A 17,703-nucleotide genomic window follows, 5' to 3' on the forward strand; every position below is an offset into this window, starting at 1 on the left:
CGCGGATTTGCGGGCTTTTGACGCATTTTGCGAAGGGGAGGGAGCGCATGGGGCTCAAGTGGGATCAGGCCGAGGACATCGCTGAAGTCCTGAGCGAAAACCATCCGGGGATTAACCCACTTCAGGTCCGTTTTACGGATTTGCGACAGTGGGTTGTAGATTTGGATGAATTTGACGACGACCCGGGCGCTTCGAATGAGGCCAAACTGGAGGCGATCCAAATGGCCTGGAACGAAATTTACGAGGAAAACAACGAAGACGAATAGCTGCTGTAACGAATCCGCTGAATAAGGCGTCATACCATGGCGTCTGCTGAAAAGGAGGGAAGCGGGGTGGGAGCGCAAGATCTGGTGCGACAGGAAGAAAACATCAAAATGCAGGAAAAGGAAACCCTCGACGAGAAGCTGCCCGGGCTGTTCGAGCCCGACACCCTCTTGCCGATCCAGTACTTCGAGGCGATGCGCCGCAAGCATCTGCTCGAGGGCGAGAAGCGCCTGGTGCTGAGTGTCCTCGAGGATGCGATTGAGTGCTTCATGAAGTGCATCGACTCGTCCACCAACAAGGGCCAGCGCCTGTTCCGCGACGCCGAGGAGTGGATCAACCTCGAAGACAAGAAGTGGGTCTTCTCCTTCGACAACGTCTGCGAGATGCTCGATATCAATCCTGAGTACATGCGCCGCGGCTTACGCCAGTGGAAGGAGCGCAGGCTCGTGGCCATCGAGCGCGCGCGCATCGCGCGCGCCGAGGCGGCCGCCGCCGCTGCGCTCGCCGAGCAGGCGACGCCAGAGCCCGCACCGGTGATGGCACCCAAGCCTGTCGCCGCCGCTGCCAAGCCGGTGGTGGGCCGCCCGGTGCAGCGCAAGCGCGAGACGCCGGCCGCGGGACGCCGGGCCAGGCTGCGTAAGGCGCGCGCCTAGGGGGAGCGCTTTCGGCGCCCAGGCGCCGACGGTCCTGACGCGCTCCGCCCACGCGCCCAAAGGGTGGAGCGCGCGTCGCCCGCTTTCCTTCAATAGCGCCCAGAGCCGGCGCGCGCGAGTGGCTATCGCAGCCGCTCGCGCGCCCGCGTCGTATTCCGGCGCTTTGGCATTCTTCATTAGTGTGCCATAGCTCGAAAGCCAGCCCTTGTCCGACGCGCGGAGCAGCGCACGTTGGATTCCGCCCAGGAGGGAACCGATGGCTGTCTCGACGAAGACCGTAACCGTCACCACCGCCGACGGCGGCAAGTTCGCAGCTTACCTGGCTTTGCCGGAAAGCGGCGGCGGGCCGGGGCTGGTCCTGCTCCAGGAAATTCTGGGCGTCAACCGCCATATCCGCGAGCTCGCCTGTCGCTACGCCGAGGAGGGCTACGTCACGATCGCGCCGGACCTGTTCTGGCGGATCGAGCCCGGCGTCGATCTGGGCTATACGGAGGCCGAGCTCAAGCGCGCCTTCGATCTCTACGCGCGTTTCGACGCCGATCAGGCGGTGAAGGACATCGCTGACACGCTCGCCGCGCTGCGCTCGCTGTCCGAGTGCAACGGCAAGGCGGCGGTACTGGGCTTTTGCCTGGGTGGCATGCTCGCCTATCTAACGGCGGCGCGATGCAACGTCGAGGCGGCGGTGAGCTACTACGGCGTGGGAATCGAAAAACGTCTGGGCGAGGCGCGCGCCGTGCGCTGCCCGCTAGTGATGCATTTCGGCGAGGCCGACGAGTACGTGCCGGCCGCCGCGCGCGCGGCGGTCGCCGAGGCATTTTCCGAGCGCGACGAAACCGAGATCTACACCTACACGGGTGCCGGCCACGGCTTCAACAATCCGGTGCGCCCCAACTACGACCGCTTCGCCGCCTCGCTCGCGCATTCGCGCACGCTGGGAGTGCTGCGGCGCGCGATCGGCCCGCGCTTCGATTTGAGCGCGCTGTGGGAGCGGCATGCGGATCTGGAATTCAAGTACCGCGATGCCGACGCGACGATGGCGACGATGGTGGAGCGGCCGTACGTGAATCACGTGCCGACGATGACCGGCGGCATTGGCCGCCAGGAACTCCATCGCTTCTACAAGCACCACTTCATTTCCAGGCTTCCCAAGGACACCAGGATTGTTCCGATCTCGCGCACCGTGGGTCCCGATCGGCTGGTGGACGAGATCCTGCTGTGCTTCACCCACGACACCGAGGTCGATTTTCTCCTCCCCGGTGTCGCGCCCACCGGCAAGTACGTCGAGATCCCGACCGTCGCGATCGTGCAGTTTCGCGGCGACAAGCTCGTTCACGAGCATATCCACTGGGACCAGGCGACCGCGCTGGTCCAACTCGGCCTCCTCGATCCCAAAGGGCTGCCCGTCGCCGGTCACGAGACGGTTGAAAAACTGTGTGACGAAAGCCACCCTTCGAACACTCTGATGGAGCGCTGGAAGGAGAGCGAGGGAAAAGGCTGATACTTCAAGGCTCGTCGCGCGTTGTAACCGCGAAGTTTTCCCTGCGTCTTTGAAAAGTGGAGAGACCCCTATGGACGCAGGAAACGTTGGGCGAAACTTCGCGGACGGGCATTCGGTCGAGGCGAAGAGGCCGAGGATGCGATGGTACGGCGCGGCAGTCCTGGCCTTGGCGACCGCGCTTTCGCTCGCCGGGTGCTACGGGCCGCCGCTGAGCGCGCGCGAGAAGGGTACGCTTATCGGCGGCGCAGCCGGGTTGGGCGGCGGCGCACTGGTCGGCTCTGCGATGGGCGCGCCAGCCGAAGGGGCGGTCGTCGGCGGATTGCTCGGTGCGGGCAGCGGCTATCTGATCGGCAATCAGATGGAGATGCGCAACCGCGGCTACTGGGGCGGCGGTGGATGGGGCGGCGGTGGATGGGGCCGCTGGGATGACGACGACGACTGAGCACCGCGGCGCACGCTTATCGCGGCCGCGCGGGCGGCGATGAATCGCTAGCCCGAGTGGGGCGCGCCGTCGCCGTCGCGATGGTTGGCGCGGCGCGCCGCGCGCAGCGCAAGCCGCATCATTGCCGGGATAAAATCCGGCCGCGGCAGGCGTGGATCGAACGCCGCCATCCAGCGCTCGTTCTCGGCCAGACACACCTCGGCAAATCGCGCGAAGCTCAGATCGCTGCCGCAAATCCGTGCCGGCGCCTGGATCACGAAGTCGTCGGCCTTGTCCTGCACGCCGCCCGCCACCATCCGGATCGCCGTATGCATACGGCCCAACGCCTGTATCGCTACCGCCGCCGCCCGGCGCATCATGAACCACGGCCGCACGTAGGCGGGCAGTCTGCGCCCGGTGTAGGCGGCCCAGTTGTGGAAAAAGAAGATGTGGCGCGCCTCCTCGGCGATCAGGCCCTCGAAGATCTCGATCAGCGAAGGCGGAAAGAAACGCGCGTCGGCGGCGAGCTTGAACAGACCGAAGGCGAAGAAGATGTCGAACACTTCACCATAGCCCATCCGCATGAAGCCCCATTCAGGATCACGCGGCGCGTACGGCGCCGGCTCGGGCACCTCGATTCCGTAATGCTCCATCAGGCACTCGAAGAGCGCGGCATGGCGCTCCTCCTCGTAGGCCTGGATCGCGATCGCCTCGCGGACTGTGGCGTCGCGCTCGGCCTCGACCATCAGACGGATGCGCCGGGTGGCGATGCGCTCGGTGGTGAGCGCCTCGTTCCAGAACGGCATCGCGCGCACCCGCGCGAGGTCGTCGGCTTCGAGTTCCGGCCATCGCACGTCGCGCGCCTCATAGCTTCGAAAGGTGTCGACGAACTGCTGACACATCAGATCCCGATGTTCGCTGCTGCCCAAACGCAGGTCTGCCATACGGATTCAAGCTTCGGTTTCTGAACATGAATGACGACTTTTTCAGATTAGCCGTGGCCGCCGTTTCAATGAAGCGTTTTTTTAGCCGCAATTCATTCGGTTACTGCTTGCAGGCAGCAAGGGGCTTTGTAGCTTGCACAGATCGATTCGAATAGCCGCAATTTCGCGCAGATTTGAACACCGTGGCCCATCGCCGCGCGTGCAAGCGGCGCGCCTGTTGCCGCCGATACGTCGCGGCCTACAATGGCTCGATCGATGATCCGCCGGAGGAACGACGATGCCGCGCAGGCTGAAAAAGACGGTCAACGAACTGGTGGCCGAAGCTGAAACGGAAATTCAGACAATCGACGCGCAGCAGGCGCTCAAGCTCAGGGACAATCCCAATGTAGTGCTGGTGGACCTTCGCGACATCCGTGAGTTGCAGCGCGACGGCCGCGTGCCCGGCGCCTTCCACGCGCCGCGCGGGATGCTGGAGTTCTGGGTTGATCCGGAGAGCCCCTACTACAAGGAAATCTTCGGTTCGGGCAAGCGTTTCATCTTTTTCTGCGCGGGCGGACTCCGCTCGGCGTTGGCGACGCAGACGGTGCAGCGGATGGGCCTGGAGCCGGTCTGCCACATCCGCGGCGGCTTTCGCGCATGGAAGGATGCCGGCGGTCCGGTCGAGATGCCCGAGAAAAAGCCGGCGTGATCGGGGGCGGCGCGGACGCCGGCGCTCGCCGTTAATCTACGGATTTTGGTCGAGCTGGCGGCGCAGCAACTCGATCATCCGCTGCGCGATGACTTTGGGTGGATCGCCGCCTGGACGATACCAGACGTGTGACCAGTTAAGCCCGCCGAACAGCAGCAGACGCAAATAGCGGCGGTCGGCGCCGGCGGGTAGCGGCAGCGCCTCGATGAGAGCGCGGAAACGCGACTCGTAACGATCGCGCAGGGCGAGCAGGCGATCGGCCACGGCCGGCGCCTCCTGCGGCAGCACGCGAATCATCACCTGCGTGTAATCGCTGAGTTCGAGCAGCGCCTCCAAGTGTGCGGCGCATCCGGCCTCCAACCGCGTCCACGGATCGCTGGCGCTCACGACCGCGGCCTCGACCCGCGCCGCTATATGACGCAGCCCCTGCTCGTACACCGCCAGGAGCATCTCGTCCTTCGACGGAAAGTGGTAATAGATCGAGCCCGACAGCATCCGCACCTCGCGCGCAATGTCGCGCATTGAGGTCGCGTGATAGCCGCGCTCGCGGAAGAGCCGCGCTGCCGCGTCGAGCAGCTGCTGGCGGCGATTGTCCTGGCGAGGTGCGCGCTGGGCGGCGTTGGGGGAACTGGGAGCGGCCATCGGTCCTGGGGACAAACTTACCCGATGCCCGCGCCCTTTCCCATAGCCGCGCTCAGGCTGAAGCGGCCGCGGCGGCCTGGCCGTAGGTGCGGCCGTCGGCATTGGGGTCGAATCCCAGCGAGGCAAGGTGCGATTTGATGCGTTCGCTTAACAGACCGACCTTGGCCATGTTGCCGACGACTTGCTGATGCATCTCGCGGCGGAAGAGCTGGCGGAATAAGGCCTGCTCCGTGCCCTTGGCCGCCTCGACTCGGTAACGCTTGATCCCCTCGATCTCGGAGGGGCTGAACCCCACCTTCTCGTAGACCTCGGTGGGGAACTGGCCGGTGAGCACGAGCTTGAGCGCTTCCTTGGAGAAGTCCTCGACCTCGTTGCGCTCGGCCTCGGTGAGCTGAGCGATCTGCTCGGGCAGGCTGAGCACGCCGAAGCCCATGTGGCGCGACTCGTCGGACAGGATGCGGCGGCAGACCTCGCGCAGCAGCGGGTCCTGCGAGCTCTCAGCGAGCATGCGGAAGAGCGAAACGGCGAGCGTCTCGGCGACGAGCTGGAGGCCAATGGTCTTGATGTACCACTTGCCACATCCGATGAGCTGGTCGAAGAGCTCCTTGAGATTGGCGGTCATCGGATAGATGCGGTCGCCGAGCTTCTCCTTGAGGTAGCGCGAGAGGACCTCGCTGTGGCGCGCCTCGTCAACCACCTGGGTGGCCATGAAAAATTTCGAGTCGGTCGTCGGCACCATCTGCACGAGCTGGCTGCACGCGAGCGCCGCGCCGGCTTCGCCGTGCAGCAGCTGCGAGAGCCGCCACGCGGAGAATTCGATGTTGAGTTCGTTGCGCCGGCGCACATCGAGCTTGTCCCAGTAGGAGCTGCCGTAGGCATCAATCAGGCCATCGTGGAAGACGCCGCGCTCGAGATCGACCTGCATGTCCCACGGGATGTCGCGGGAGACGTTCCACTGGTCGCGCTTGGCGTTCTCATACAGCCTGCGCATGTCAGGCGCGTGAACGTCGTAGTCGCGCTCGTAGACGGTTTCGGTGAGGCTCGTGATGGTGTGGCGGGTGGGGCTATACATCTCGGCCATCGTCTCGCTCCTTCCGGATACGGGTGCGCGGCGGCATTCCGATCCTTAAAACAAACGCTCGCTTGCTTTTATAAGATCCGTTGCCCGCGAGTGTCAAGAGTCGAAATACAAGTTTCGCGTCCTCCGAGGCAAACACCCCGCGTTTGCTACCAAATAAAGTTCCGCGAGCGCTAACCGCGCGTCGCAAACGCGGCGCTCGCCTTCCACTTGGGCGGGACGCCGGCCCCACGGAGAGCGAATGCCATTCGGCTAGCGGCCGGTGAATTTCGCCTCGCGCCTTTCGAGAAAAGCGCCCAGCCCCTCTTTGCGATCCTCGGTCGCATAGAGCAGCGCCATCGCCTGTCGCTCGGCCTCGATTCCGGTCTTGAGGCTGCCGTTCTGCGCGATATCGACCAGCAGCTTGGCGCAACGCAGGCTGGTCGGCGGCTGCTTGAGCAGCCGGCGCGCCCACTGGGTTGCGACCTCCAGCGCCTGTCCCGCCGGCGCAACCTCGTTGACCAGGCCGTAGCGTAGCGCCTGTTCGGCCGTCAGCGGATCGCCGGTGTAGATCATCTGCTTGGCGATGGCCGCCGGCAGCATCCGCGGCAGCCGCTGGGTGCCGCCCGCGCCCGGTAGGAGCCCGATCTTGATCTCGGGCACGCCGATCGTCGCGTCTTCGGCTATCACGCGCAGGTCGCAGCACAGCGAGATCTCGCATCCGCCGCCGTAGGCGATGCCGTTGATCGCGGCGATGGTGGTGCGGTCGAGGTCCTCGATCGCATTAAAGGTGGTCTGCACGCCCTCGATGAAGCTCATGAAGTCCACCGGGCCGGCGATCTTGGACATCGCGGCGATATCGGCGCCAGCGCAGAACGCGCGGCCGTTGCCGGTGAAAATCACTATTCGCACGGCGGCGTCGGCGCGCACCGCGGCGACCAGCTTGCGCAAATCGGCGATCATCTCGGGGCTGATCGCGTTGAGCTTGTTCGGACGGTTGAGCCGCACCGTCGCGATCCCGTCTGCGCATTCGTATTGCAGCGTCTCGTACATCACTTCACTTCCTCCTGATTGCTTCTCGGTCGTGAGCGCGCGGCCGCCGCCGCGCGCGCCTCTAGATCATTGTCAAGCCGCCGCTGACCGACAGCGCCTGGCCGGTTATGTAGGAAGCGTCGTCGGAGGCGAGGAAGGCGACCGCGGCGGCGATGTCGGCGGGCTCGGCGATCCGCCGCAGCGGCACCGCACGCTTGAGCGCCTCGTGCAGCTTGGGATTGAGCGCGGCCAGCTCCTGGAGCATCGGCGTGTTGGTCGGGCCCGGGCATACGCAGTTGACCGTGATGTTGTTGCGCGCCATCTCGCGCGCGAGCGTCTTGCTGAACGCGATCACGCCGCCCTTGGCGCCCGAGTACACCGCCTCGCCGGTCGAGCCCACGCGCCCGGCATCCGAGCTGATCGATACGATCCGGCCGCGCCCGCGTGCGATCATCGAGTCGAGCACCGCGCGACAGCAGTTGAGCGGCCCGCGGTAATCGATCGCGATTATCTTGTCCCAGGTCTCCTCGCTGTTCTGGACGAACGGTTCGGCCTTGTCCCATCCGGCGTTGTTGACCAGGATGTCGATCGGCCCAAGGCGGCGCTCCGCCTCGGCGACCGCCGCGCGCACGCTGGCGAGCTTGGCGACGTCGATCGCGACGGCGATCGCGCCCCGGCCGATCTCGGCCGCCGCGGCGGCGGCGCCGCCCGGGTCGAGGTCGGCCAGCGCGACCTTGCATCCTTCCTCCGCCAGGCGCTCGGCGATCGCCCTGCCGATCCCGCGCGCGGCGCCGGTGACGAACGCGACCTTGCCGCTGAGTCCGCGCATGATGTCTCTCCTTACCGTCGAAAGCGTCGCGCTCTCGCGCGCGCGGCGCGATTATAGACCCCACAAGCCGCGGGCGGGAAAGCCGCGCGACTGTGCGGACGTGGCAAACTTTGCTAGGAGAGGGCCGTAAAGCCCGCACGCGGAGGTCCCACGATGATCAAGGCCATCGACGGTGACAGCCATTTCATGGAGCCGCTCGATCTCTTCGAGCGCTACATCGATCCCGCCTTCCGCGAACGCACGGTGAGGCTGGTGCGCGAGCCCGAGACCGGCAAGGCTGCGATGATCGGCGACGGCAAGGTGCTCAAGCTGCGCGACGTGGACCAGGTGATGGGCATCCTGACCGGCTACGGCGAGAAGGAGCAGGGACTCAACATCGGCAACTTCGACCGCTACCGCGGCTACAGCGAGCAGTGGCAGGACATGCAGGCGCGCGTGCGCTTCCTCGACGAGGAGGGCTTCGAGAAGCAGGTGCTCTATCCCAGTCTCGGGATCATCTGGGAGGGCGAGATCGAAGACCCGGCGCTGGCCGACGCGCTCTGCCGCGCGTACAACACATGGGCCTTCGAGCTGGTCGCCGCGCACAAGGACCGCCTGTTCCCCGCCGCCCACATCTCGATCCGCGATGCCGCGCTCGCGGTGCGCGAGATGGAGCGGGTCGCCGGGCTCGGCGCGCGCACGATCTTCGTCTCCTCCGCGCCGGTGCGCGGCCACAGTTTCGGCCATCCCGAGTTCGATCCGATCTGGGCCGCGGCCGAGGCGATGGACCTCTCGGTCGGCATCCACCTCGTTTCCCATCGGCACTACACTGGCAGCGCGTGGTACCGCGACCCGAAGCCGGGCCTGATGTACTTCACGATGAACATCATCCAGGACCCGCGGATGGCGCTGACCACGATGGTAGTGGACGGGGTGTTCGAGCGCTTTCCAAAGCTGCGGGTGGCCACGATCGAGGCGATGGTCGGATGGGTGGGCGAATGGATCGAGCGGCTCGACTACCGCTACAGGTACATGGGCCACACCTCGCAGATGAAGCGGACGGCCGAGGAGTACTTCCATCGCAACATCTGGGTGAGCGCCGATCCCGAGGAACGGATGTTCCCCTACATCGTGCAGTTTGCCGGCGACGAGCGCTTCTTCATCGGCTCCGATTATCCGCACGCCGAGGGCTTCGTGCGCCCGGTGGAGAAGGCGCGCAAGCAGCTCGCCGCGCTGCCCCAGGCCTCGGTTGACAGAATCCTGTCGACCAACGCACGCGAGTTCTACCGCATCTGAGCGGCCGAACGCGACGGCCTCGCAGGGCCCGCTGCGGAACGGGCCGATAAAGGAGCGCGAAATGGACCTCGATGCAATCGAAAGGCGCGTCACCGAACTCGAGGACCTCGAAGCGATCCGCCAGCTCAAGGCGCGCTACTGCGCGGCGTGCGACGACAACTACGATGCCGACGCGATCGCCGCCTTATTCACCGAAGACGGCGTGTGGGACGGCGCGGGCTTCGGCCGCTTCGAAGGGCGAGCCGCCATCCGCGAGTTCTTCCGCACGGTGCCTCGCCGGATGGCCTTTGCGATCCATCAGGTGATAAATCCGATAATCGAGATCGACGGCGAGCGCGCGCGGGGAACGTGGTACCTGCTTTCGCCCTGCACGCTGCGCCGCCAGGGCGGCGAGCGGGCCTACTGGATGGCGGCGGTCTATCACGACGAGTATGTCAAGCTCGGCGGCGGATGGCTGATTAAGAGCCTGCGCGGCGAGAGCCGCCTGTGGGCGCCTTACGAACGCGGCTGGGCACCGGCGGAAAATGGCCAGTGAAGAATGCGCCGGCGCAGCCTTTGGGCACGGCTCAGTGCGAAAATCCGAAGCTGGGCGCCGCTGAGCAAGCCGTCAACCGCAGCCAATCTGCCAGGCTAAAAATGCGCCAAAGCCGAAGCTCAGCAGGCCCGAGCCCAGCGCGAGCGCGCGATTGAGCCCCGCCGCGCGCTCCGCCGCGACCATCAGCGGCATCCCGATCGCCGTGGTGACGATAATCATTCCGATGATCGTTCCGAGGCCGAAGACCACCAGGTAGAGCACTCCCCACAGGGGATTGGGAATCGCGCTCAGCACCAGCAGCGCGATCGCGGCGCTCCCTGCGAGTCCGTGCACGAGGCCGACACCGAACGCCTTGGCCTGCGGAAAGCGCGTGCCCGCTTGCGCGAGCGCCGGCATCGCCTGCGGCGGCAGGCGGTGGTCGCGATGTTCGACGTGCGGACCGCCAGCAGCGGGCGACTCACGTTTCGGCCCGTCTCCTGAAGAGAACGGTAGCGCGGAGTCACGCGCGCCAACCTCGACGCCTCCCACGACGTGGACGTGCGGATGGCGATGGGCATGCGCGGCGCCGTGCGAGTGCGGATGGCTGTGCACGATGATCGTCGGCGCGGTCACGCTCTCCCATCTGAAAAGCCGCGCCAGCGCGCGCCGCGCAAGCGTCATCACCGCCGGGATGCCCAGCAGGATCAGCGCGACGGCGACGGCGAATTCCATCGCGCGCCCGATGCGCGGCGGGATACTGACCTTGAACACGATAATCAGCATCCCGACTATCAGGATGGTCAGCGTATGGCCGACGCCCCAGCAGAGCCCGATCCGTGCGGCGACGCCGAGCCGGCGCTCGCGAGTGACGATGGCGCTGACGGCGATGACGTGGTCGGCGTCGGTCGCATGGCGCATCCCGAGCCCGAGGCCCAGCAGCGCGACGGCGGCGGGAGCGGCGTGCGTGAGATCCATCGGGGCGTATTTATAGAGCCAAACCGCGGCGGCGTCGATGGCGCTCGCTCTTCGCTCGTCGTTCGGAGCGAGCGCGGAACTTGCAGCGCCGGGCGCGTGTTATCGATTCGCAAGAGGGCTTGGGCCGGGCGCCTCCGCGCACCGAGAGGGGCAAGGGCAAACTAAACGGGGATCTGCCCGCGTTGGCCCTCTTTCGGAGCAAGCGCCGCGCCGGAGCGGAAAGAGGCCGCCCGGCCCTCACCTCGCCATCGCCCGGCGCGGGCAAGAGTTCGCTTTCTACTCGCCGCCGGAGGCTACGCCGACGACAGGCGGCGCCTGCGTGTCACTGAGCGCGGCCCGCCTGCGTATCGGCAGCGCGACCAGCAGCGCTGCGAGCAGGCACACTGCGGTCGAGACCGAAAACGCGTCGTGGAAGCCGCCGACGAAACTGCGGCGGTCGAGTGCCGCAGCGCTCAGATGGGCGCCGGCCAGCAGCTGCGCATGATGGGCCGCGCGGCGCACGCTGAAGACCTCGGCCGCGGTGGTCACGCCCATCACCACCCCCAGCGTCCGCATCATCATCACGGCGCCGCCCGCTACGCCCTGTTGCGCGCGCGGTATCGCCGCCATCACGAAGCTCATGTTGGCGACCGCAAAGGCGCCGAGTCCGAGGCCGATCAGGATCAGCGCCGCCGCAACTGTGGCGTAGGACGATTGGGCACCAAACCGGGTAGCGAGATACAGCCCCGCCGCCTCGATCAACAGCCCGGGCACTTGCAAGCGGCGGGTGCCGAAGCGGTCGGAGAGCAGGCCAGAGAGCGGCGCCGCCAGCGCCATTCCGAGCGGGCAGGGCGCAAGCAGCGTGCCGCCCGAGGCCGCGCGGTAACCGAGGACGTTGACGATGTAGTAGGGCACCAGCAGCCAGACAGCGAACATTGCGAGGTTGGCGAGCAAATTGGCGAAATTAGCCAGGCTGACGCCGGGCGTGAACAGCCGCCAATCGACGATCGGATGGGCGACGCGGCGCTCGGTGGCGACGAAGGCGGCAAAGCCGAGCGCACTGGCGGTCCACAGCGCGAGCACGCCGCCCGCCGCCCATCCCACCTCGCGCCCGCGGTTGATCGCGAGCAGCAGCGCGACGATGGCGGTCGCCAACGTGCCCATCCCGACCAGGTCGAAGCGTTCGCGACGTCCGCGCCCGGCGGCCCCGACGAGCAGCGGGGCGGCCGCAAGCGCGGTCGCGATCGCGATCGGGACGCGGAAAAGGTAAACCGCGCGCCAGCCGAAGCGATCGACCAGCCATCCGCCGATTATCGGTCCGCTGGTCGAGCCCACGTAGCCGCTCATGTTGAACAGACCCAGGGCGCGGCCCGCCTCGCCGGGTCCGAAGCTGACTGTCACGATCGCCGGCGCGCTCGCGAACACCATCGCGGCTCCCGTCCCCTGCAACACGCGGGAGGCCAGCAGCAGGCCGTAGCTCGGGGCCAGACCGCACAGCGCCAGAGCGAGCGTGCTCAGCGCGAGCCCGCCGACGAAGACGCGCTTGTGGCCGAGCAGGTCCGCCATCCGGCCGCATCCGAGCAGCAGGCTGGCATTAGTAAGTACGTAGGAGATGACCAGCCACTGGATAGTGGCGACGCTGACTCCGAAGTAGCTGCTAATTGCGGGGAACGCGATATTGAGCGCGGAATCGAGCGAGACCAGCAGCAGGCCGGCGCTCGCGATGGCCAGCGCGCTCCACCTGTTCACCGGACGATCGCCTGCGCCGCCGTGCCGAATCGCCAGGCCCTTGCCGTGCTGCGCATTGCCCTAGCGCGCCGAGCGCCTTGGCTTGTGCGACGTCCTGAACTCCTCGGCGACCTGCCGCATCGTCTTGAACTCCACGTCCTTGCGGCTGCGGATGTGCTCGACCAGCCGCTCGAGCATCAGCAGGCGATGGCCACGGCCGATGCACTGCGGATGCATCGTCAGGATGTAATTGCCTTCGCCGAGGCGGTCGTGGAGATAGTCGAAGTCGCCGGCCCAGATCTCGTAGATGCGCGACGGCGAGGCGTTGCCGGGATTGATACCGTTGCGGGTCCAGACGTGCTCGAAGGCGATGAAGTCGTCCAGCCCCCAGGTGAATGGGAGTTCGACCACCTCGGTTTCGCGCCCGAAAATGTATGCGCTGTCCTTGGGCGCCTGGTCGCCGACGCGGCAGAAGTAGGGCGTGAAATCGTCGCCCATCATGCTGCTGTCGTAGAGCATCCCGTGGTCCACAATGAGCTCGAGCGTACGCGGCGTAAGCCCTGCGGCGGGCGAGCGATAGCCAACCGGATTGTGGCCGGTGACCCGGCGCAGGGCGGCGATCGCCATGTCGAAGTCGCGGATTTCCTCTTCGGGCGTGGCGAGCCGCTCGTGGCGATAGCCGTGATGGGCGATCTCGTGACCCTCGGCGGCGATTTTGGCGACCACGTCGGGATAGGTGTCGGCGGTATGGCCGGGCACGAACCAGGTCGAGGGGATCTTCCATCCGCGCAGCATCTCGAGCAGGCGGCGCGCACCGACCACGCCGAATTCGCCGCGCGAGATCGCGCTGGGCGAAGTCGCGTGGAAGTTGCCGATCCAAACCGAGATCGCGTCGAAGTCGAAGGTCAGGCACACATTGACTTTCTTCGCCATGGCCGATTCCTCCTCGACTGCGGCCGCCCGCGCCGCGGCCGGATCGCACGCGGTGTTCGAGCGATTTGTAGCGCCGGAACCTTTGCGGTGTCCAGCAGACAGGCGCGCCTGCCGGCGAGCCGGCGCCGACCGCCGGGTACGTTTGGCGCGGAGTGCGCGCAAGTGGCGCGGCCGCGCGGCGCACGCACCGCCTGATGGAAACTTGCATTCACGCGTGCCGCTGCAAGCAGCTTGCGGCAACGTCCGGCATGCGCACAAAACGTTATGCAACCTTTACTTGACAGTTAAGCAAAGCTTGTTGTAAGCGGTGGCAGAACTTCAAGGGTAGGGGTTCCAAAGCGGCGCCGGACAAGGAATTTGCCGGTCTGCGGATGCGGCATTCGGTTGGGGAGCGATTGCCGTTGGCCGAAATGGCGCAGTGATGGCCGGAAGTGGAACGGACCATCAGGTGCGTCGGCGAGGATAGCGAGGCAGCAATCGCTTCGCCCGAGGCCGGGCGGATATTGACAAAAGATTCCGCCTTACTCTAGGGGAAGGATCGGACCGAGCATCAACTTCCGAACATAGTCCGCATCCGCTCGCCAGATGCGGATCCGAGGTAGGACTGTCCAAATGGGTTTGCCACGAAGTTGGACTTGGGTGCTGGCAGCGATGCTGGCGGCAGTCTTCACCGCCACCGCCGCGGTCTCGCGCGGCGCGGTCACGGGCAAACGCGTCAGCGGCGCGCCGACGTGGCTGTCACTCTACGGCTTGGCTATCCGCCCCGACCGCAGCATCTACGTCGTCGGCTCCAAGGGGCTGCTGATGGTCTCCACCGACGAGGGCAAGAGCTGGACCTCGCAGGTTCTCCACGAACGTGCGGGCAACTTGCTGTTCCAGGATCGCGATCTGTACGCGATCAAGTTCAGCCCCGACGGCAAGAGCGGATGGGTTGTCGGCGAGATGGGAATCGCGCTGCACTCGGACGACGGCGGCGAGAGCTGGAAGAGCCAGCAGACCGGCACCAGGAGCAACCTGTTCAATCTGTCGGTGGTGGATGCGCAGCACGCCTACGCCTGCGGCGCTGACGGCGTATTGCTGAGCACCGACGACGCCGGCGCGCACTGGAGTGTCTACAAGTACAAGGACCCCATCACCTTCTTCGACGTCAAGTTTCTGGCCCCAGACAACGGATGGGCGGTCGGTGAATTCGAGAGCATCCTGCACAGCACCGACGGCGGCAAGACCTGGAACCTCAGCCATGGCGGGAACACCGGCGACTATACGGTGGGCCCGTACTTCTCAATCGCGTTTACCGATCCCGAGCATGCGATAGTCAGTGGCCTCAACGGCGAGATCGTGGTCACCAACGACGGCGGCAAAACCTGGAGCCCCGAGAAGCTGCCGGAAACGGTGGCGACCTACGCGGCGGCGCAGGCCGACGGCCAGATCTGGCTGGGCGGCGAGGGCGGGCGGCTGGTCGGCAAAGACGCGACCGGCAAGTGGGTGGTTCATCGGCCCACCTTCAACGATATCACCGACCTTGCCTTCGCGGGCAAGATGGGATTTGCGGTGGGTCTAAACGGCACCATACTCCGGACAGACGACGCGGGTGAGCAATGGCAGGTGGTAAAGTAAAGGAAGGGCAGGCGGTCGGCCCGATCGGCGTATTCGTCCTGCGGTTTCGCGCGCCGATCGGCATTCTCCTGCTGCTTTTCAGCGCCTTCATGGGGTACCAATGTACCCGGGTCAAGATCGCGACCGACTTCGACGAATTCTTCCCCCGCTATCATCAGAACGTCCAGCTCTACGAGAAATGGAAGAAATACGGCGGCGCCCAGCGCCTGGTCGTGATGGTCCAGGTCAAGAACGGCGACATCTTCAACTTCAACACCCTCTCCAAAATCCAGGGCATCCAGCGCGACGTCGACAAGCTGCCAGGCGTTGACCATAACGAAGTGTTCTCGCTCGCCTCCTACCGGGTGAGCTACGCCGAGGCTGCGCCCGGCTCGCTGACCATCAAACCGTTCATGTTCCCCGACGTGCCCAAGGAGCAGGCGGGGATCGAAGAGCTCAAGCGCCATGTCTTTTCCAACCGGGCGCGCATCTCGCAGCTCATCAGTGCCGACAACAAGAGCGCACTGGTGACGGCCTCCTTCAACGAGCGCGGGCTGGATTACCGCGAGCTGTTCGACGACGTCCAAAACATCGTCAAGAAATACCAGGACGCCAACAACGAGATCTTCGTCGCCGGCGAGCCGGTCGTGCGCGGCTACGGCTATTACTACGAGCACCTCATCGATCTGCTCTTCCTGCTCGCCGTGGCCACCATGATCGTGATTCTCTACGTCACGCTCGGCCAGCGCACGCGCTGGTGGGCGCCGATCGTAACCGGCACGCTGTCGGCGATCTGGGGCCTCGGGTTCGTCGGTCTGATGCAATACAACTTCGACCCCGTGATGCTGGTCATCCCCTTCATCCTGACCGCGCGCGACATGAGCCACGGCATTCAGTGGCAGGGGCGTTTCCACGACGAGCTTGACCGCCTGGGCGACAAGTACGCAGCGTGCGAGGCGACCACCGACTTCATGCTGCCGCCTGGTCTGCTGTCGATCCTCGCCGATATCGCCGGCATCATCTTCATCTCCTTCGGCGGCATCCCGGTGCTTCAGCACATCGCGCTGGCGGGCTCGGTATGGCTCGCCGGCAGCCTGACGATGGTGTTTATCTTCCAGCCGATCTTCGTCAGCTACCTGCCAGCGCCCAAGATCAAGGAGAAGAAGAAGCGGGCGGGGGCGGAGCCGGGATGGCTGAGGGCGGCCAAGGACTTCGTCAACTGGCTGGTCCATATCCCGGTCACGCCGGGCCCCGCGCGCACGGGACTGATTGTCTTTGCGTTGTGTTTCCTCGCCGCCGGTATCATAGCCAGCATCCGTCAGGACATCGGCTACAAGACGCCCGGCACACCGCTTTATCGGCCCGACGCCAAGGTCAACAGGGATATCGTCGCGATCGGCAAGAAGTTCCCGCTCGAAGAGGGCTGGGTCATCCTGACTACGCCGTCGGGCGGGATGGCGGGAACCGCGTCGGCAGCGGGCGCCGAGCAGTCGGTGCTGGCGCCGCGAGTGCTGCGGATGGTGGACGACATGCGCGCCTTCCTGATGGAAGACCCGCGCGTGCGCCAGGTGGTGTCGTTCTCATCGACGATTTCGTACCCGTTCAACCAGATGTTCCATTACGGGTATCCGAAATTCCTCGCCGACCCCGATACCATGCAGCTGTCGGGCAACCTGTGGTTCCTCTACCTCAACGGCTCGGCGCCCGGCGAGCTCGAGCAGTACATATCCAACCGCTCCAACGATGACACCTGCATCCGCGTCTTCCTGGCCGACCATACCTACGACACCCTCAATGGCATCCGCGACCGGATAAAGCGGTTTGTCGAAGAGCGAGTGAGCCCCGATCCGGGCCTGAACAAGGTGCACGTATGGTATCTGGCCGGGTTGGCGGGTCTCTACCAGGCTGCCAATGATGTTCTATATGAACTCGATTTTCTCAATATCACCTTCGTCCTCGGAGTGGTCTTCATCTTCTGTGTGATTTCGTTCCGCTCGTTTGTGGCGGGTCTGATGTTCCTGTTCTCTTGCGTTCTGGCCAACTTTGGGGCCTTTATATACATGGGAATACGCGGTATCGGCCTGACGATCGACACCATACCGGTCATCTCGCTTGGTATCGGCTTGGGTGTCGATTACGGGATCTACACCGTATCGCGTATCCGGGACGAGGTGATGGGCGGAATGGCGGTGGAGGAGGCAATCGTCCTCGCGCTGAAGACCACCGGTCTGGCTGTGTTCAGCACCTTCATGGTCATGATCGGCGGCATTTTTCCCTGGATCTTTTCTCCCCTGCTGTTCCACAACGAGATGAGCACGCTGCTCATCTTCCTGATGGCCTGCAACATGGTGGCCGGTGTGCTGGTGCTGCCCTGTTACATCCAGATCGCGCGGCCGAGGTTCGTCTTCGGCGGCGCGCAGGCGGCAAAGCCTGAAAACGGGCTCAAGGGCGCTGCCGCTGCGTCCTGAACCCGTGGCAGGAAAAGGGCTCGAGCTGTGGAAGTAGCGGTAGAGAGTCCGATGGATCGTGGTCTGAGGGATCGTGGCCTGTGGGATCGTGGTCTGCAAGATAGTGGTCTGCCTGAGCGTAGTCTGCGTCTGCGTGATCGTGGTCTGAGGGATCGAGGCCTCCGGATCGTGTCCTGCGACTTCTACCTGAGACGGTTGCTTCATCTA

The 17,703-nt window shown here is 65.2% G+C and carries 17 protein-coding genes; 9 read left to right on the forward strand and 8 right to left on the reverse strand.

Going from position 1 to position 17,703, the window contains the following annotated elements:
• The first annotated feature begins 47 nt into the window (after positions 1–47).
• The 4 genes from iscX to VFB33_12935 all read left to right on the forward strand — a co-directional run bounded on the left by iscX (position 48) and on the right by VFB33_12935 (position 2,857).
• Complete coding sequence (iscX, locus tag VFB33_12920) at positions 48–266, forward strand: Fe-S cluster assembly protein IscX (protein ID HZO82588.1); 219 nt, start codon at positions 48–50, stop codon at positions 264–266.
• A gap of 66 nt (positions 267–332) precedes the next feature.
• Positions 333–917, forward strand: a complete 585-nt coding sequence (locus tag VFB33_12925) for a hypothetical protein (GenBank protein ID HZO82589.1) — start codon at positions 333–335, stop codon at positions 915–917.
• A gap of 256 nt (positions 918–1,173) precedes the next feature.
• Positions 1,174–2,415: a dienelactone hydrolase family protein gene (locus tag VFB33_12930; GenBank protein ID HZO82590.1), complete on the forward strand. Its 1,242-nt coding sequence runs from the start codon at positions 1,174–1,176 to the stop codon at positions 2,413–2,415.
• Between the two features lie 136 nt (positions 2,416–2,551).
• The gene (locus VFB33_12935) at positions 2,552–2,857 is read left to right on the forward strand and encodes a glycine zipper domain-containing protein (GenBank protein HZO82591.1); all 306 of its coding nucleotides are present in this window, start codon (positions 2,552–2,554) and stop codon (positions 2,855–2,857) included.
• A 47-nt stretch (positions 2,858–2,904) separates the two neighbouring features.
• On the opposite strand, the gene VFB33_12940 is transcribed toward VFB33_12935, so the two are convergent.
• The gene (locus VFB33_12940) at positions 2,905–3,780 is read right to left on the reverse strand and encodes a hypothetical protein (GenBank protein ID HZO82592.1); all 876 of its coding nucleotides are present in this window, start codon (positions 3,778–3,780) and stop codon (positions 2,905–2,907) included.
• Between the two features lie 277 nt (positions 3,781–4,057).
• On the opposite strand from VFB33_12940, the gene VFB33_12945 reads away from it, so the two are divergent.
• Positions 4,058–4,468, forward strand: coding sequence for a rhodanese-like domain-containing protein (locus VFB33_12945; protein HZO82593.1), 411 nt, complete (start codon positions 4,058–4,060; stop codon positions 4,466–4,468).
• Between the two features lie 36 nt (positions 4,469–4,504).
• On the opposite strand, the gene VFB33_12950 is transcribed toward VFB33_12945, so the two are convergent.
• The 4 genes from VFB33_12950 to VFB33_12965 form a co-directional block, all read right to left on the reverse strand.
• A complete protein-coding gene (locus VFB33_12950) occupies positions 4,505–5,110 on the reverse strand; it encodes a TetR/AcrR family transcriptional regulator (protein ID HZO82594.1) in 606 nt (201 codons plus the stop codon).
• Positions 5,111–5,162: 52 nt separating this feature from the next.
• A complete protein-coding gene (locus VFB33_12955) occupies positions 5,163–6,191 on the reverse strand; it encodes a ferritin-like domain-containing protein (protein ID HZO82595.1) in 1,029 nt (342 codons plus the stop codon).
• 249 nt (positions 6,192–6,440) lie between these two features.
• Positions 6,441–7,220 carry an enoyl-CoA hydratase/isomerase family protein gene (locus VFB33_12960; protein HZO82596.1) on the reverse strand — a complete coding sequence of 260 codons (780 nt, stop codon included), beginning with the start codon at positions 7,218–7,220 and terminating at the stop codon, positions 6,441–6,443.
• A 61-nt stretch (positions 7,221–7,281) separates the two neighbouring features.
• Complete coding sequence (locus VFB33_12965) at positions 7,282–8,028, reverse strand: 3-oxoacyl-ACP reductase family protein (protein HZO82597.1); 747 nt, start codon at positions 8,026–8,028, stop codon at positions 7,282–7,284.
• A gap of 153 nt (positions 8,029–8,181) precedes the next feature.
• On the opposite strand from VFB33_12965, the gene VFB33_12970 reads away from it, so the two are divergent.
• Positions 8,182–9,303: an amidohydrolase family protein gene (locus VFB33_12970; GenBank protein HZO82598.1), complete on the forward strand. Its 1,122-nt coding sequence runs from the start codon at positions 8,182–8,184 to the stop codon at positions 9,301–9,303.
• 61 nt (positions 9,304–9,364) lie between these two features.
• Complete coding sequence (locus tag VFB33_12975) at positions 9,365–9,838, forward strand: nuclear transport factor 2 family protein (protein ID HZO82599.1); 474 nt, start codon at positions 9,365–9,367, stop codon at positions 9,836–9,838.
• A 72-nt stretch (positions 9,839–9,910) separates the two neighbouring features.
• Here VFB33_12975 and VFB33_12980 read toward each other — a convergent pair whose 3' ends face one another.
• The 3 genes from VFB33_12980 to VFB33_12990 form a co-directional block, all read right to left on the reverse strand.
• Entirely contained in the window at positions 9,911–10,792 is an 882-nt protein-coding gene (locus tag VFB33_12980; GenBank protein HZO82600.1) for a hypothetical protein, read from the reverse strand.
• Positions 10,793–11,068: 276 nt separating this feature from the next.
• Complete coding sequence (locus tag VFB33_12985; protein HZO82601.1) at positions 11,069–12,520, reverse strand: DHA2 family efflux MFS transporter permease subunit; 1,452 nt, start codon at positions 12,518–12,520, stop codon at positions 11,069–11,071.
• 60 nt (positions 12,521–12,580) lie between these two features.
• The gene (locus VFB33_12990) at positions 12,581–13,432 is read right to left on the reverse strand and encodes a polysaccharide deacetylase (GenBank protein HZO82602.1); all 852 of its coding nucleotides are present in this window, start codon (positions 13,430–13,432) and stop codon (positions 12,581–12,583) included.
• Positions 13,433–14,044: 612 nt separating this feature from the next.
• Between VFB33_12990 and VFB33_12995 the strand changes: the two genes are divergently transcribed.
• Positions 14,045–15,049 carry a YCF48-related protein gene (locus tag VFB33_12995; GenBank protein HZO82603.1) on the forward strand — a complete coding sequence of 335 codons (1,005 nt, stop codon included), beginning with the start codon at positions 14,045–14,047 and terminating at the stop codon, positions 15,047–15,049.
• Positions 15,031–17,496, forward strand: a complete 2,466-nt coding sequence (locus VFB33_13000) for an MMPL family transporter (GenBank protein ID HZO82604.1) — start codon at positions 15,031–15,033, stop codon at positions 17,494–17,496. Before VFB33_12995 ends, VFB33_13000 begins: the two co-directional genes overlap by 19 nt.
• The last annotated feature ends 207 nt before the right edge of the window (positions 17,497–17,703 follow it).

Source organism: Candidatus Binataceae bacterium, assembly GCA_035650475.1.
Taxonomy (GTDB): domain Bacteria; phylum Desulfobacterota; class Binatia; order Binatales; family Binataceae; genus JAKAVN01.